Origin of the sequence: Vibrio qingdaonensis, from assembly GCF_026191675.1 — a bacterium.
Lineage (GTDB): Bacteria > Pseudomonadota > Gammaproteobacteria > Enterobacterales > Vibrionaceae > Vibrio > Vibrio qingdaonensis.
Genome location: NZ_JAKRRY010000004.1, coordinates 76845 through 94403 on the forward strand (window position 1 = coordinate 76845; position 17559 = coordinate 94403).

The window sequence follows — 17559 nt, forward strand, 5'->3', positions numbered from 1 at the left end:
ATAATGTCAATAAAAACTCCCACATTTACAGCAGATAGGCAATACATTGCCTATACTTCGGTTTCTGTCAATTTATCAAATGCTAAGGAACAGTGTGGGTAATTTGCAAAGGACAAAGAGTTCTGTTGAAACGTGTTTTCACTCTACGGAATATCAACTTGTAGAGAAGATTGGCGAGGGAGGCTTTGGCCAAGTTTATAAGGCGCAACAACATAGTACAGGGAAGTATGTTGCGATAAAATTTTTGATTCTCAGCGATGACTTTAGCGTTAGCAAAAAAGATCGTTATATTTCACGTTTCCACCGAGAGTCAGAGTTAATTTCTCGACTGAATCACCCTAATATCGTCACGCTTATCGACAAAGGTCAGCAAGGTGATTACTTAATTTACGCCGTTTATGAGTATATTGAGGGCGAAACACTACAACAGCATTTGCAAACTCATGGCGCGCTCAATGCGTGTTTGGCTGCGGAAATTATGTCGTGTGTGTTGGATGCATTAGCGCACGCTCACCAGAAAGGTGTGATTCACCGTGATATTAAACCTGCCAACATTATGCTGTATCAAGTTGGGGCAAAAACACATGTAAAGGTCTTAGATTTTGGTATCGGCACTCTAAAAAACGAAGCAAGACAGCTTGATTATAAAAGTATTACGCTCACTCAAGAAACACTAGGTACTCCGACATACAGTGCACCGGAGCAGCTAAGGGGAGAGCCGCCCTTACCGCAAACGGATATCTATGTCTGGGGGTTGGTATTTTTAGAATGCTTGACCGGAGTACCGACATTCACAGGAACGAGCTTAGCTTCAATTTTTCATCAGCAGCTTAGCCAAGCTAATGTCCCTTTGGGAGTTCTCGCCGGTCATAGTTCGGCGAACTTTTTTAGGCGGGTTTTAAATAAAAGACCGCTACAGAGACCTAGTGACACGGCTAAGTTGTATCATGAATTTAACCAGCTAACCTTTAGTAACTTAGTAGGCGTTTTGGAACGCTCACCGTTATGTGTTAACGACAGTAATGAAAGCTCCCTTCCTTTTTCGTGCCATGATGAAACCGTCATAACGGATGGTAAAATATCATTTTCGCATTTAAGTGAACGTAAACAAATTGCAGTGCTGGCACTCATTATTAGTTCAGATAGCGTGGCAGATTCATATGCGCCACGGATTGCTCAAGATGTTGTAGATATGCTCCATCGAGATCAAATGCAGCAGTGCATTGATATTGCGGTGCGCTATGGTGCATGTCATATAGGATCTTTAGGGGACACCTTGCTATTTTATTTCGGCTACCCTCAAGTTACAGATAACGATAGCCGTTTATGTAGTCGTGCTGCACTTGAAATAGCAAGCAATGTAGCTAATAAAAATGCACTATTAAAATGGCAGCATTCAATTGTTAGTCAAGTGAAAATGGGTATTGATATCGGTTTAATAGCCGCACTCCCTAATTGCGTGCCAGAAGGAAGAATAGCCAATAGAGCGATGGAATTAAGCCGGCAAGCTCAAAACGGGCAAATAGTTTGTACGGAAAATGTGCATGCAATACTCGATAGCTATGTTGAATTTGATGGACTTGTTTTAAATGAACAAAGTAGAAGAGTTAGCGATCAGGATACGAATACTTGCTATCTGCTATGTGGAGAACGGCAATCGGAGGCGTTTGGGTTTTTAAGAGGAAGCCGTAAACACCGGTCGTTTGTTGGAAGAGACTGTGAACTTATGCAACTTTCACAAATAGTGGCATATCAATCGGAAGAGAGTCATTCGGCTAGTCCACTAATTCATATTCACGGAGAGGCGGGAATAGGGAAGTCTCGCTTGGTGATCGAATTTAGAGACAGTTTGCAAAACAGAAGACACCTTGTTGGGCAGTGTCTCCCTGAGCACAAGAACAATGCTCTATATCCGATACTGTCTATGCTTAAGCATAAATTGTCGCTCTTAGGGCTCACTGAATTGCAGAGTACTTTGCGCCTCAAGCAGGCCGTTGATCAGACGCCGTTGAACGGAGTTCAAGGTAAGCAAGGGCTAATTGTTTTGTCTGCGTGGCTTGGGTTACCCATTTCAGATTCTGATTCTCTAACGGAATTATCACCGGAGTTACAGAAAACACGGCTATTTGAGGTGATTAGTTGCTTATTTTGTAGCAGTGAAACGCGAAACCAAAAGATGGTGGAGCAATATCTTTTTGTTTTTGAAGACCTACATTGGAGTGATCCAACAAGTAGGGAGTTCATCCAACATTTCGTGCAATCCGAAGGGTTTGTACAACAGCGTCATTTATGGTTGACCACGTCTAGAAACTCATTACCTAAATCCTTAGTGAATATACCCAAAACACTAGTGCAACTTGACAAACTAAGTGTGCATCAGTCAAGGGTGTTTATTAATGATCTTTTTGATAAACAACCGTTGTCAGAAACGCTATTGACATTATTGGTTGAACGAGGTGACGGCGTCCCTTTATTTATCGAAGAATTGATTGCAAGTCTACAGAAGCAGAGATTGGTTCACAAAGTTAATGGTGTCATTGATTTTGTGAATAGTGATATGAAGAGTCAGGTGCCTGTTACGTTGCGAGCTTTGCTGCAGCAGCGACTAGATTCCTTATCATTTTCGAAAGATACCGCGCAACTTGCGGCCTGTATTGGACGTGACTTTGATTATCGATTACTGGTTAAGGCTTCTGATAAAGACGAAGCTCAGGTGCAATTGGATCTGAAAGAACTGGTTGACGCCGATTTGGTGATTTTGCAGCGTAAAATGAATGGAAATAGTTATATTTTCAAGCATGCCTTAGTTATGGATGCCGCCTATGAAAGTACTCATAAAGACCGGAGAAAAGCAGCCCATTTATCGGTAGCCGAAGCGTTAGAGGTAAGCATGGGAGCAGATATTCGTTTAATGGCAAACCATTATGAATTAGCAGGAAGGACAGAGAAAAGTCTTGCGTTATGGAAGTTGTTTGGTGATCAAAATAAGAAGGTGGGTTTACATGATACCGCCATTATTGGCTATGAGAAGTCGTTATCTCTTATCGAGGGAATAGAACAAACCGCGAGCCTTGCTGAGATAGAAATCGACACCAGAAGTGCGATTTCTATCTCATACTCTGCCACCCTTGGCTATGCTCATGAAAGTATTACTCCTCAAATCGTAAGAGCAATGGCTCTGTGCCGGGAGTATTCAATCACGGTAATAAATGAAAAAGCAGAGCAACTTTTCCTTATACAGTGGAGCTCTGCAATGATGCTGGTAGTTAAAGCACGGCATAGGGAAGCCTTAAAGGAGATTGAAGCGCTATATGAGATTGCTCAAAGTTCAAGGTTAGAGCACCTTTTCATTGCGGCTGCACAACTAAAAGGTGCTGTTGAGTTTGCACAAGGACGATTTTTAACATCGGTTAAAACACAAGATGAAGTAATTGATCTGTTTTGTTATGAAAAACACCATGAAAAATTGTCAATATATTCGTTCGATCCTGGTGTGTCTTTATATATTATTCAAGCAATCAACTATTGGTTCCTTGGCGATGAAAAACAGTGTGAACGATGCTTAAATACAGCTATCAAACTTTGTGAACAGTCTGACTTACCAACAGATAAAACACATGTATACAATTATTGTGCGTTTTTGTTTGTCTTTAAAAAAGATATCGATAACGCAAAGAAATATGCAAAAATATGTTTTGATTTGGCGGTAGAGTATAACCATGAGGTTTGGATTGCCCATTCTGAAGTAATGTTAGGGTGGGTTGAATGTAAAGTTGGCAATAATTGTGATGGTGTAGAGCTCATTAGGTCAGGTTATGAAAAGTACGTTAATACTGGTGGTGTTGGACACACCTCATTTTTATTAACGTTGCTATCCGAAGGTGTGTATTTGTCTGGAAATTTAACGGAAGCTATTGAAATACTGAAGCGTTCAATCACGCTTGCAGAAGAACACGATGACAAGTTTTATTTAGCAGGAAGTTATCTGCTGATGAGTGAGTACCAGAACGGAAATAAACAAAAGTCCGAATATTTTAATAGGTCTCATCATTGTGCACTCAATCAGGAAGCTACTGGGTTTATTGACAATATGCTGTTGAATAAGTCGTTAGTAGTTAGGTAATCAATATCATTGGATTAGGGAATTATGTTTAAAGGAATTATAGCGGTTCTAAGTTTAACGTTATCGATACCAGTTGTAGGTGAAGAACAACGCATCGACGAGGCAAAGTTGAATGCTATAGAGCAGCTTCCTATCGCCTGTGATAACTACATAAAACGGGGTTATACCAATGTTCAAGCGTGTTTTCCTGCTGTCGTTGGAAATAGGATTACAGATTTAGACGTAAAAGGGCTAACAGTCCAACAGTTTAACTCTTTAAGTTGGCCAGTGTCGGCACGTCATGTTGGGCTTCCTGACTTAAAAACGAAATTTGATACAACATATGACACGTATCCAGTGTGGCAGTCATGGATGACGCTGAATGACTTTTATGTACTTGATGATAAAGAGGACATGACATGGTTTTCTTCAAGATCGAGCATTCCTCAGTCGTGTAAAAAGCTAGTTGCAGGCGATGAAAAGGGTAACAGTAGATTGTCTGAATTTTTAGTGAAACACAAGTCGGTGCCCGTTGGACCCAAAGTTCAAGTGCTCACTATGGATAAGACAGCCTCAGGCCATCGTGTGTATGATGAACAAAAGAATAAACTCAAATTTCAGGTGTACTTTAATAATGTCGCATATAACAGCTTGTTAGAATATGAGGATGAAATAAAATTAGGTGGAGTCAAGTTTAAATCTGGTACGTTTAATGGCGTGAACGACAGTGAGCGAGGCGCTATATTCGTAAAAGCTGCATGGAAAATTCTACAAGAGGACAATACAGACTTACATCGAACGGTTTCTTTTGTCGTAAATGATGAAACCGAGACATGTGAGTTAGAGTTAGTGGGCTTGGTTGGGCTACATATAGTTAGTCGAGATATTCCCAGTAACCTTGCAAATGCGTATAAAGGAAATTTGTGGACATGGTCTACCTACGAGTACAAACACAATTCGCCTACAACTACTGAGTTTGATGATGGATCGTATTTAGACAGCAGGTGGTTATTTTTCAGTAAAGAGATGTCTAAGGAGGAAATCGAAAATCAGTGTTTTTATGGTGAAAAGGCTAAGCTGTCTAACTATAAAGTAGCCGATAAAACATCTTGTGTAGTTAATAATCCAAATATAAAGCCAAGCGTTATACTGTCGAATGACTATGGAGAGTTTTCAGATGATTTCCCAGTGGATCCAGAAAGTCCGATATTGAATACAGTCTGGAAAAATTATACCCCTGTGGGAGTTCAATGGTCAGAGGGGGGAGTATTAATGTCAACAGCTAAAAATAAAAGGACAGATTCAGATGATCAACCATTTTTAGCAAATAATGTATTAGAACCATATACGCCTTTGTCTGGGTGTTCCCAGTGTCATACGCAAGGCAATAAAACACAGGAGGGAGAGTTAAGAAATGAAATGATGTTTTTGAACGACAATACAAGAAGAAAGGAAGGCTGGGTTGACTTTAACCTACTTACAATAAGGAAAATAAAATGAACGTAAAAACAGACTTAACTGAAGCATTTGTAATTAGAGATCAATTTTGTTGCTTGAAATTGCTGACATCGATAATAACCAGCAGTCAGCTTCAAGACCAAACATCGAGCATATACCAGTATCTTGATGAAAGTAAAAACTTACAAGTTATATTACAGAATATATTTTATATACCCAGTGCCATTCTTGAATTCGATAACACACCAGTGTTAAGTGCATTACTACTAAAATGTGCAGGTAATGATCTAAGTAAAAGCGATCTGAGTGTCTCTCACGCTATTATGAGTGATGAGTATGCCAGAAATTTAGTGAAAGAGAGTGCTAGCCGCACTACATCGACTCAGCAGATCTCTTTGACGATAGGAAAAGCGGCGTATAGATGTGCTTTTTCCATTTTAGATGAGCTATGTGACTTGGATGATATTAAGTATGATGATGGTGAGAAGCTACCAAGTACGGGGCAGTCTAAGAGTGTGACTTTGTTAATGCTTAAGGTGGCGAGTAACGAAGAGCTAAGAGAAGTCATCAATAAAACGGAAAACCCAGAGCAATTAGCAGAACGTCTACGTGAAGTTGATGTCGGTAAGGGTTTTGAACGCTTAGACAATGAAATTTCTATGAAGTTGTCACAACTAATTATCAATAAGAACGAAGATAAATCAGCCTTGGTGAATTTCGTGGGGCAAACAATGCATCACGTTACATGGTAATTGCAGATAAGATGGTCGCTGTCGAATGAACGGCATAACCGTATAGCGTGGGTCTTTAGTGGCATGTTTTAGTTTGTAATACTGGTGTAATAGACTTCTATTGCCCCAACGCTATTATCACCGATATAGAGTCTTATTAAACGGGCTTGGCAATGACTATTTTGTGAGGGGAGCTATGGCATTTTTAATATCACAGTCGACAAATTATCAGGTTTACCTGAAAGCATTCCATCAGTTTGGGCGTTTGACCTCGGCAGTCGATACCGTCATTGACAGTCCGGAAATTTCACGCATTCATGGCATTATTGAGTGGATAGACGCAGGTTGGTATATTCGAGATATCAGTAAAAATGGAATTTGGCTAAATAATCAACCTATTACTGCCAATTCATTGCAGCCTTTATCACTCCACGATACGATCAGTTTTGCAAATCGTCGAGACATTACCTTCGTGGTCGAAAACCTAGATAAACCTTGTGATGCTTTAGTGCCGATGTCTTCCTCTGAGCCCGATGACAGTAAAACTTATAAGCCCATTTTATTACAGCAATATCACTTTTTACCGTCTGAAACCTCACCTGAATTGATCATTTACTATGACGTCAGTGAGAAGCAGTGGTACTGCGAAAACTTATCGGAATCCTCGGTTCATAAAATTGAAGATGGAGAGATGTTGGAGTTTTCTCACTCAATGTGGCAGTTGATGAAAGGGGTTGATCAAACGGTTAATGAAACCGTCGCGATTAACGAAAATGTCGACGCTGACTTATGTTATGTCTTCAACATTAGCCAAGATGAAGAGTTGACGGAACTCACATTAAAGAATCGCAATGGTGATATTGATTGCGATACACGCACTCATCACTACTTAACAGCGTTGCTGGCGAGATACAAAGGGCAAGATCGACTTAATTCATTGCCTGCCGATCTACAAGGCTGGCGTAGTATAGAGCAGTTAACCAAAGATATTGGTTTGTCTGAATCTCATGTCAATATTCAAATTCACAGGGCGAGGAAGCAGATTTCAGACAAGCTGTTATCTGCTGGGATTTGTGAGCCACTGCTTATTGAGCGAAAACGTGGTCGAGTGAGATTGGCAGCGACCAATTTTAAAGTGTTCAAAGGGCAAGCGCTAGAATTAGATTCAACATCCATATAGTGATGACTTCATTGCTGTCTTCCTTATCGTTTGAGTGTTCCGATATTTATGAAAGTGAACAGGCTGGCCCTTCATCGTTTAGGTGAAATGGCTAGCTATGCTTCTCGACAGATCCTGCTGTAATAAGCCGTAATAACATCTTGCGTTTTTTCGCTCTACTCTTTGTCCGTGGCGATTATCCTTGGGTGGACAGAATGTTTGCACTGGATAAAGCACAGAGGCCATTTGATTGCTGACGTTGTACTGGTTATGCAATCAGGTACTGGTTAAAGAGTAGGAGACTAGGATGAAAACAATACGGATATTAATTGGTTTAGTGGCATCGCTGGCACTTGGACCTGTCGTGGCGAGCAGTATCGAGTCGAACATATGGACACTGGGGAATGTCATCTTTGATGATGGTGGAAAGGCAAAGGGGTCGTTTGTTTTTTCTTCAGAATCAGGCCAATGTGAAGCAGTGAACGTCACAGTGAGTGGCCCTTTGTTCAATGGTGCCGACTTTACTTTTGCAAGCTATAAAGACCGAATTTCATGCAATGCAAACTATCTTGATGCTTGTGAGGGCGAGTGCCCTAGTGGCTCAAGATATTTTAGGCTCACCTTCGAAAATGCGCTTAGTGACAATGTCATTGAGACAAACGTCGCGACTGGTTCGGTAGAGAGCGGTACGTATTATGGAAAGGGAGCGTTTGCCAATGCAAAAGGCGGCAAGAATGGTCTCGTTCAGATCATGCCCAATAATATTGATTATGGGATGTACTTTGACGCTGATATTCGCGATGCGGAGTTTTGCCAGCTTTCTGTCGATAATGGAAGATTGAGTTTTGGAGACGGGGTGACTAATCCGGCGATGACCTGTCCAGATTTATTTTCGTGGTACTTATTTACTAAAGTGATTGATGATGAGTTTTGGGTGAAATGGGCAGATGAGACCCAAAATTGGCCCGAAAATCCGTTACCGTTATGTAGTTCAGAAAATTCAGCGGATTGCTGTAACCCTAATCAGGTGGTTAATCAAGACAGTGCTTACCTTAAAAACTGCCCTTATTTTCCAGGGGAGGAGCAACAGGCACTTATTGAAAAAGCCAAGCATGCCACCAATGCAAAAAGTGCTAATAGCAGCAATGTACAGTCATTCGTCGAAAACTTTGAGAGTTTGATCAAAGTGGGTAACCCGGTAATCAAGGAGAGACAAGACCAAATTGCGACCTATTTAGCCAATGAATGTACTTCTGCAGAGATCGATACCATTCTACCGAACGACCCTGAGAGCATTGGTCGTGTACTTCGCCAAACTAATGCAGAAGTGACCATCAGAAATCAGGAGTTTCACGAGTACCTATATCGCAACAATTTATACAATAGTGATGGTGTGTTAGCGGTGTATAGCCGAAACGATGCTAATCAAGTTAACAATGCACCTTATCATCTTGGTAATCAGTCAGCGGTGAATTCTGCTTCAAGCAAACTAGCAACGGTTGACCTTCCTCCTCAATCAATAATGATTAAAAGTAACTGGTTAAGTGAAAAATTGATCGGCGCGATGCGCGCAAAATATCCAGAGCAAATGGTTGACTTTGCGGCATCAGATCAATATATCAGACAGATACACAAGACACCGGTCACGTTGAAAAATGGTAAAAATTGCCATATTACGGATAATCACCTGTTAATGGCTTTTCATGTCTCTTCGAAAGATATTCCCCGCTGGGTCTGGACGACGTTTGAGCATAAAAATAACCCCGGGCGCTGCGACTTTACGGGTTGTAATGATAGCTTTGGGTATAGGGCAACAAGGCCTGTTACTGGAGAATCCACTAACTATATTTCGCCATGGCAGAAAAGCGACAATCTAGCTCAAAGTTCCGTGGTATTCGCTCGCGATCTCCAGTACCCAGAAGGGAAGCCAACAGAGCAACTCACGGTGTTATTGTCGCATTTTGGTATAGCAACACAAAGCAAACCGCAAGCTGTCAGTGTGCTTCCGAGTAAATCGAACTTTGCTTGGAAAAACTATCGCTTGAAGGGCTCTCAGGTGAACTTCACGGATAACCAAGGTCGACCCACTCATTTAGGGAACTCGATCACAGAGGCTGGGTTTATGTCTAACTCAAGTTGTATTGGTTGTCATGCAAGGGCGGGTGTTGCACTCATTGAAGCAACGAAAACGGGCGAGCGAGATAAAGCAAATTTCTTCCACCTAGGTGTATTTGAACCAACATTCAGTGAATTTGGCTATCAACAGTCGCATGATGGGATCCCCAATCAAAAATGGTATTACCAAGACAACGGTAACCAATCTTTAGAAGTGCTACAAACAGACTTTGTTTGGGGCTTTCTTAATGCTCAACCACTCTGCATGGACGATTGTGGGTAATAATTCAGCAGAATTGATTGGTAAATGACTTGATGGCAAGGGAGGCGTCCCTTGTCATTGTAAATTGCAATATGGTTGTTGACCACATAGCTGCAATCTTTCTCTTCATCCCTTGCTTGCTGTAATAAACCGTAATAATAAATCGCTCAAATTGGTATTAGAGTAACTCGTTATACGAATCTAATTAATATCGTCGAGCGTGGTTCACGGTATCTCTAAAGAGGTTAATTATGCACTATTCACTGAGATTTTCTGGAAATGATTATTTAACGAGCTCGCTGGACAAGCTCGCTAGTGGGTCGCTCGACACGGATATAACGTTACAGTGTTGGTTTAAGACAACGGACTCTGGCACTTTAATTAGCCATCAAGCGTCTGGTTTGTTACTGAGCATACAAAGTAATGGCTCGCTACGATTTATTATCGGTGGTGAATCGTCGATTAAAGGAGTGTTATCGGCAGAATCAGGTTTCAATGATGGCCGTTGGTATCATATTAGCGCGGTCAAGCACATTGAAGGATTAACGATTCTAATTAACGGTCAAACGATCGCAGTGATCCCGATCGATGACATAGAGACAAGATATTCTGATGTGTCAGATTCGGTGAGTCCTTTTTATGTTGGCGCATGGCATCACGAGAACACTGTAGCGGATCATTTTAGCGGTGATATTGGTGCCATTAATATTTATCTGGCGGCGTTAAGCGCTGAGAAAGTGATGGAGTGCATTTGTCACCCTCAAATGTTCGATGACTCCAATCGAGTGTTGAGCTTGAATTTTGACCGCCAAGCGGAGTGTTTAAACCCTGTTGCGCTGTATTTTGTTGGGCGGGCTATTGGCCGTGCATTACCAATAGGGTTGATTTCGGTCGTGATACGCAATGACTCTCAGTCGGAATTGCTTAAAGTGGCCAAAGAAGACGCCGCTTCATATTTTCCCGAGGTCCTCAAAGCAGGGGAGTATCATCGAGTTTATATTCCTCACGTTTCGGAGATAGCTCTACAGGCTGTGTATCACGATGAATTGAGTAATGTCAATCGCATAACAATTGATTTAGAAGCCAGTCAGTTTGATCCTCGGGTTTCACTTAATAGTTTCGCTAATGAAGACAGTCGTCTTGTCACTCAGAAAAGTATCAAATTAAATGTACACAACCTGTATGTTGCTGAGGTTTACATTGGTGACAACCCAGTGGTAGTACAAGGGCTTAATTTCACTAGCTTCATGCGAGAAATGGCGTTGTGCGTACCGAGAGATCAAGTGACGACACTAAGCGAGGATTCACGTTATCAATATAATGAAAAGGCACAAGTATTTAATCGAAAATTTCAATTTAAGCCACTTGCGATTGTAGAGTGTATAACCGAGCAAGATGTTGCTAATACGTTCAAGTGCGCGACACGTAATAATTTGCCAATACGAGTACGTTCCGGTGGGCATGACCATGAAGGAGAGTGTTCGGCTAATGACACTATAGTCATTGATTTAAGTCAGTTAACACTGGCGTCAGTAACCGCGACACAGATTACTAATGAGTATGAAACCGACCAAATAAAGTTTGAAGGCAATGAGCAAGGTATTAAGCGAGTGAGAGTCACGCCAGGTGTGCGCTTTGAAACATTGACGACGGTGCTTGCACAAAACCAAGTGATGATTCCTCATGGAACATGCGCGACTGTTGCAATTGGTGGGTTCATCATGGGAGGAGGCTGGGGACCGTGGACTCGAAAGCATGGTATGTGTTGTGAGTCATTGGTTCGCGCTAGGATTCTTTTGGGAGATGGAACAATACATGAGTTAACCATTAACCCAAATGAGAAAGACCTCTTATGGGCCTTGAAAGGAGGGGGAGGGTTGAGTTACGGCATCATTACTGAACTCGTCATTGACACCTTTGATTTACCCAAGCTTATCCAAAAGTTTGAACTGTCATGGAACCCCTATCAACTTGGCTCTCTGTCTTTGCCTATTCATGCTATGCCAACCCTTGATGTGTTAAGGCAATGGGAAGCGGTTATCAAGGATAAAAGTAACGTTGAATTGATCGGGACCAACCTTAAAGTTTCCGCGAAACATAGTGAGATTGAGGAGTTTGACTATCAAACGGTTACTCACAAATGTGTCATGTACGGGTACTTTGATGGCAACGAAACGAAGCTTAGAGAGTTTGTTAATGATAAGTTTGGCGCTGAACCGTTACTGACGATTACGGGGGTTGGTGGCAGCGATGTTCCCAATATGGATTATGGTCTGAATTTAGCCAGTAGTTGGGATCGTGAATCGCTCTATAATATCCGTCAGCTGTTGAGCCACAAGAATGCTGCGCCAATTCCGCCGGATCTGGATGACCCCGCGCCCCATAAAATCACTTCTCGTCTTGTCGACGCTAATGGGTTGGCCTGTGATTCATCGGTTGAAAATGGCTATGAAGCCTTGTTGAAAAGCTTGACCTCGTCGTTGCTTGGGCCTGCCAATGTCAAACTGGGGCTATTTAGTTACGTCACATTAGGCGCAATTACGGGTGAATTCTATCAAAATAAAGATGTGGTAAACACATTACACAGTGCCTTCCCATACAAAGATCGTTTGTACACGATCCAATATCAAACGTGGTGGAATGAAAAAGTATTGGACGTCGCTAAAGAGCAGGATAATAAAGTGTATCTCCACCTAAATAGAGCGCTAGATTGGATGGATGACGCTCGTGATTGCCGAATCAATGGCACAGGGGGAGCCTTTATTAGTTTTAAAGATAGCTCGATTCCAACGAAAACCTACTTTTCTACGAGCTATATCGACTTGATGAAAGTTAAACAACATTATTCGATTGATCCGCTCAATCACTTTAGAACACGTAAAACTATTTTATAGTTACAGGGAGTGTAATAGTGGTGTAATGGTGTTGTGAGTTTTGTTATTTATACTAGTAAGTAATATGCTGAACAAAATGTATTTTTGTTTGTATTTATAATCATCTTGATTTGTAAGTTATTATATTCGTAGCTTTACTTATGATGAATTAATTGTAGCGTTAGAGTGTGCCATTATTAATGGTAAGGGGTAGGTATGTGTACAAATTTTTATATTAGAACCAAAAAGAACGAGATGGTCATTGGTCGAACACTAGAGTTTGCTCTGGATGTAGACTCAGACATATTCTTTCGAAAACCAGGTTATCGTTATAGCCAAGATATTCGTAAGATCCTGAATCAGATTCAAACCGAACTTCAACTTTCAGATAAGCAGTTAGAAAATTTCCAAATCAATGCTGAAACGCCGGACGCTGAACAGCTTTATAGTTGGGAAGGAAAGTATGGTTTTGTGGCCATGGGTAGTTTGGGACAAAGTTTCGCAACAAATGGCTTAAATACACAAGGGCTAACAACAGGCACAATGACGTTGGCACAAAGTGAATATCAGCCTTTTGTGGCAGACAAAAACTCGAAGACACTACTTTATCCATGTTTAACAAATTGGATTTTATCAAATTGTTCTACGTGTCAGGATGTTATCGACGCTCTTGATGTAAGGCGTGAAGACATTTGTTTATCCAAAGAAAGTACTCTGTCGACAGTGATGGCTGATAATGGAGAGGATAAGTTGAGAGTTTCTAACCCGTTTACAGGCGCATTACCACCAGGGTTTCATTTTCATATGCCGATTCAAGACAAACTTGGCCACAGTATTGTTCTGGAGTACACACATGGGCGCTTAACGATTACAGATTTAATGCCCATTGGTGTGTTGACCAATGATCCTGTGATTGGCTGGCAACAAGAAAACGTTATCAATAATTATATGAATATTACGCCAATTAATATACAAAGCTTAAACCCGAATGCGTTTTGGCTGAATAACAACTTTGCATGTGAAACGGTGGCACAAGGCTCTGGGTTTACTGGACTACCGGGCAGTTCAGCGCCTGTAGACCGCTTTGTTCGTGCATCCATGATGACAAATTTTGCTTTTCAAACTGATGACACGGTAGAAGCAACCAACTTGGCGTTTCACATACTAAATACCGTCGATATTCCTGATGGAACAAGTCGTGAGCATATCAATAGTGAATCGGGTAATGGTGCGGATCGCACCCTTTGGGCGACAGTCTCTGATCTTACTCATCAAATCTATTCTATTCGTATGTATGGCTCTCCTCAGGTGTTTAAAATTGACTTGAAGAAACTGGATTTAGAAGCGCTTAACGACGTTCGATATCGCTTACCTGTACGTGAACATCAATCTATTGATGTAACAAACAATATTATGAGTCAGGTTACAATATCAAAAGAGCCTCAACCAGAAAGCGTATAATAACAATGTTTAGGCTACCTTGATGTGCGAGTATCGTTCTAAACTTAGCAGTGTAATATTCATCAAATCGTTCTATGCTGTGTGACTAATATAAGTTATTAATAGCTAGTTTGAATTTTGTTCTAGTGAGTTTGAATTTTGTTCTAGTGAGTTTGAACGGTGTTCTCATAAATTAGTCGTTGACAGTAAAATTACTTTAAGAGAATTTTAAAGTAACGAATGAAACATAAAATCCCTGCGTTAAGCTGACGACTGTCTGCTTTGTAATATTCACAGTACTGTAGGGATATAATGAAAATTAAAGTAGTAAGTGCGATTGCCCTGTTGTTAATTGCAACGGGGCATTGTCGTGCGTGGGAAGGCAATCCATTTCTAATTGATATCGATAATGGGGTTTCTTCGCAAGAGAATGAAAATACCTTTGCACCAATGGGTGCACTGACCTCGAATTATTTTGATATAAACCTAGATGCTTCACCCGGAAGTCGGGTGGTTGGTAAGATCAATTTTGAAGGTAATCGTCGACCGAATAATGTATCAAGTGATTTGCATTATCGCATTGCCGAAAGCTCTGGTGAAGGCCCGTCGCTATTTACGATTGAAAATGTTCGCGATAGTAAAGGTCGTTTGTTTGGTCAATTAGTCTATCAATCGGCCACGCCATTGGAGGTAGGTGCGTATCCGTTGCAAGTCGTTTTAATGGAAGCCAACCAAGCGAAAAGACGTTACGACATAACGGTAAATGTCGGCGCCGAAACACAATGGCAAGGTTTTTATCAGCGAGCGTTTGAGTTTATGCAGTCGTCCAAGCGACTTCAGGCTGTGTTTGATTTCGAGGATAGTGAAGTTGCAGATTATATAGCTGAATTGAACGATAATAATGGCGCCTTTACAGGATTTGAGTTTTACCACGCCAGTAGCGAAGGCGAACGGTTAGATATTGGCGCTCGTCAACTTGCCAAAGAGTTAACGTTAGCCGCTCATCAAATTCGAGCATTAGCCGCCGCGTTAGGTGATAGTGATACTTATGGACCTAATGGAATACCAGAAGAGCGAGCAAATCTACAACATGCTTTGTATTTAGCGGTTATTCGTTATGTTGAACACTTCCCTGTGCGCGATTTTGCCAATACGTTAACATTGATGCACAACATGGTGACGCATCAATGGCGATTTACCGATCCAATGAGTTCAACCGGATTGATGATGGTTGTTGATATGGAAAAAGACATTGCTTCGGGCGATAGCTTGGCCATAAAAGCAAAAGAGCGTTTTCATGAATTATTGCAGATCGCATTTGATTTACCGTATAAGCAAAGGCGGCCAAAGTTCAATCGATACTACTTACCTAATGATCTCGCACACAGTCCCGGTTCCTGGGCCGATGCCAATCGCCATCACCGAATGCGGACATGGGTGATGATGGCTGCACTATGGCATGACTATAATCGTCCTCTTACCTACCAACGATGGTGGTATCGTGATTATCCGCCATTTGCTAAGCAAAATACTACTTTGCTTCCGGGGTGGGAACCAAAAGGTAGCTTATCGGACCTAAATACTTGGTTGGAAACGAATGCTCGTTATGCTTATAAGTATGGGCAGGCAGGGATGCTTCCTGATGGTACCATTTCGCATCACACAGGCTCTCGCCAAGACATGGCGTTTTTTGCTTATGGTTTTGAATGGATGACCGACACGCCTTTTTCTGCAATGAAAACGCTTGCCGATACACCATGGAAAGTCAGCTCACAGCCATACAATGATTCTAGCTATTTCCTAACTGACGTCTACCCAGCTCTACTCTATAAGGGTGGGTTGGACTTTCAAGTAAGTGGTCGCAGCCATGCTTCTCCCATTACGGAAGTATTTGGTAGTACAAAAATGCAAAAAGGTATTGCGTCAATACTAGAAGCTAAGAGCCATGATACTGAAATAAAAAATGAAACCGATTTAGTGACTCTGGGTGATCAGTTGTTAAACCAAACACATGAAAAATCGGCAAGTGTGGCATTTTGGAATAGTGACTTTTTGGTACATCGTCGTGGTGAGCAGGGTAGCCCCGCGTATTACATGTCTTTTAAAATGAATTCATCTAGGACACTCGGTGCAGAAAGTTTTGATCCAGACACCGGCTATCACAATGGCAGTGGGATATTGCAAATTAAAGTCAATGGTCAAGAGTATTCAAATGTGATGGACAGTTGGGATTGGCACGCGCTACCAGGGCTAACAGAGGAGCTTCGAGTTGACGAATTACCGATGAAAAGTGACTTAAAGCTGTTTAATCCAAATCACTATTCTGGCGTGGCGTCGGATGGTGATATCGGTGTTGCTGGTTTTAAATACGCAAGTGAGGCACCTTATAATTCAGCATCAGCGAATAAATCGGTCTTTTTTATTGGCGATGCTGCCTATGCGACTGGAAGCCAAGTTTCCCGAGTAAAAAACGAAGAATCCGATGAGCCCATTATTACGACCATTGATCAAGTGGAATGGAAGAGCGATGTGACTTATCAAATAGAGGGTGAAGAGCTTGAGACAGTCGAGGTTGGGAGTTATGTCGATCAAGTCCTGCCTGTGCGAGGCACTGCATGGTTCCATCAAGGGGACGTCGGTTATGTCGTGATGGTAAGCTCAGCGGTACAAACCAATGTGATGTTACGAGGAGGGGATGCCGTCAATTCAACGCTTCGTGGTGATGTTCCTGTTATCCACCTTGCGATTCATCATGGCGTTGAGCCGCAAGCTAATGAAGAGCGTTCACATTATCGCTATGTGGCCATTCCTAATGTAACGGCAGATCAAATGCCTAGTATTGTCACAAGGTTAACGCGCTCATCTACTTTGATAGCAGATGAATCAATACACGGTATGTATCAACATGATGGGGCGAATGAGAGTATCGCTATGAGTTTCTTTACGGCGGGTGAAAAGACAATCTCTGTACCTCAAGGGAATCCTTTGACTGTTTCGGTCGATAAGCCGGCATTGGTGATCATGAATAGAGCACAAAGCACGTGGAAAGTGACGGTTCAGGATCCTTTACATCATGTTGATAAAGAAGCGATGGAAGAACGAGGAAAGCGATTTAAGTTTTGCGTGAGAAAAGGAAAAAATGAAATCGTTGTGAGTGTAAACCGAGCGCTCCAAAGTGGGCAGTATGACTACCCAAGACAAGGCCGCGTGAATACTAATACACCGAGCCAAATAGCAACGGTTAGCAGTGATGATGTCAATAGTACGATAGTGTTTGAGCTTCCCGACACAACGGACTCTAAAGACTATGCTGGTAAAGAGGAACTCTATGTTGGGATGCCAGCGACCATAACCGTACGAGAACGGTAAGCGCACCGATACTCAAAAAAAATCAGCGGATAAATGAAGGCAAAGCACCG

The 17559-nt window shown here is 41.7% G+C and carries 8 protein-coding genes; all 8 read left to right on the top strand.

Annotated elements, in window-relative coordinates:
* Positions 1-94 precede the first annotated feature (94 nt).
* The 8 genes from MD535_RS05260 (at position 95) to MD535_RS05295 (ending at position 17509) form a co-directional block, all read left to right on the top strand.
* Positions 95-4123 carry a TOMM system kinase/cyclase fusion protein gene (locus tag MD535_RS05260; RefSeq protein WP_265673878.1) on the top strand — a complete coding sequence of 1343 codons (4029 nt, stop codon included), beginning with the start codon at positions 95-97 and terminating at the stop codon, positions 4121-4123.
* Positions 4124-4147: 24 nt separating this feature from the next.
* A complete protein-coding gene (locus MD535_RS05265) occupies positions 4148-5602 on the top strand; it encodes a hypothetical protein (RefSeq protein ID WP_265673879.1) in 1455 nt (484 codons plus the stop codon).
* Positions 5599-6312 carry a hypothetical protein gene (locus MD535_RS05270; RefSeq protein ID WP_265673880.1) on the top strand — a complete coding sequence of 238 codons (714 nt, stop codon included), beginning with the start codon at positions 5599-5601 and terminating at the stop codon, positions 6310-6312. The genes MD535_RS05265 and MD535_RS05270 overlap by 4 nt, the downstream gene beginning before the upstream one ends.
* Before the next feature lie 175 nt (positions 6313-6487).
* Positions 6488-7471 (top strand): FHA domain-containing protein, encoded by a 984-nt coding sequence (locus MD535_RS05275; protein WP_265673881.1) that lies wholly within the window; start codon positions 6488-6490, stop codon positions 7469-7471.
* Positions 7472-7757: 286 nt separating this feature from the next.
* Positions 7758-9848: a hypothetical protein gene (locus tag MD535_RS05280; protein ID WP_265673882.1), complete on the top strand. Its 2091-nt coding sequence runs from the start codon at positions 7758-7760 to the stop codon at positions 9846-9848.
* Between the two features lie 230 nt (positions 9849-10078).
* Complete coding sequence (locus MD535_RS05285; protein WP_265673883.1) at positions 10079-12721, top strand: FAD-binding protein; 2643 nt, start codon at positions 10079-10081, stop codon at positions 12719-12721.
* A 195-nt stretch (positions 12722-12916) separates the two neighbouring features.
* Positions 12917-14161 (top strand): linear amide C-N hydrolase, encoded by a 1245-nt coding sequence (locus tag MD535_RS05290; protein ID WP_265673884.1) that lies wholly within the window; start codon positions 12917-12919, stop codon positions 14159-14161.
* Between the two features lie 291 nt (positions 14162-14452).
* Positions 14453-17509 carry a polysaccharide lyase family 8 super-sandwich domain-containing protein gene (locus tag MD535_RS05295; RefSeq protein WP_265673885.1) on the top strand — a complete coding sequence of 1019 codons (3057 nt, stop codon included), beginning with the start codon at positions 14453-14455 and terminating at the stop codon, positions 17507-17509.
* Positions 17510-17559: the final 50 nt, after the last annotated feature.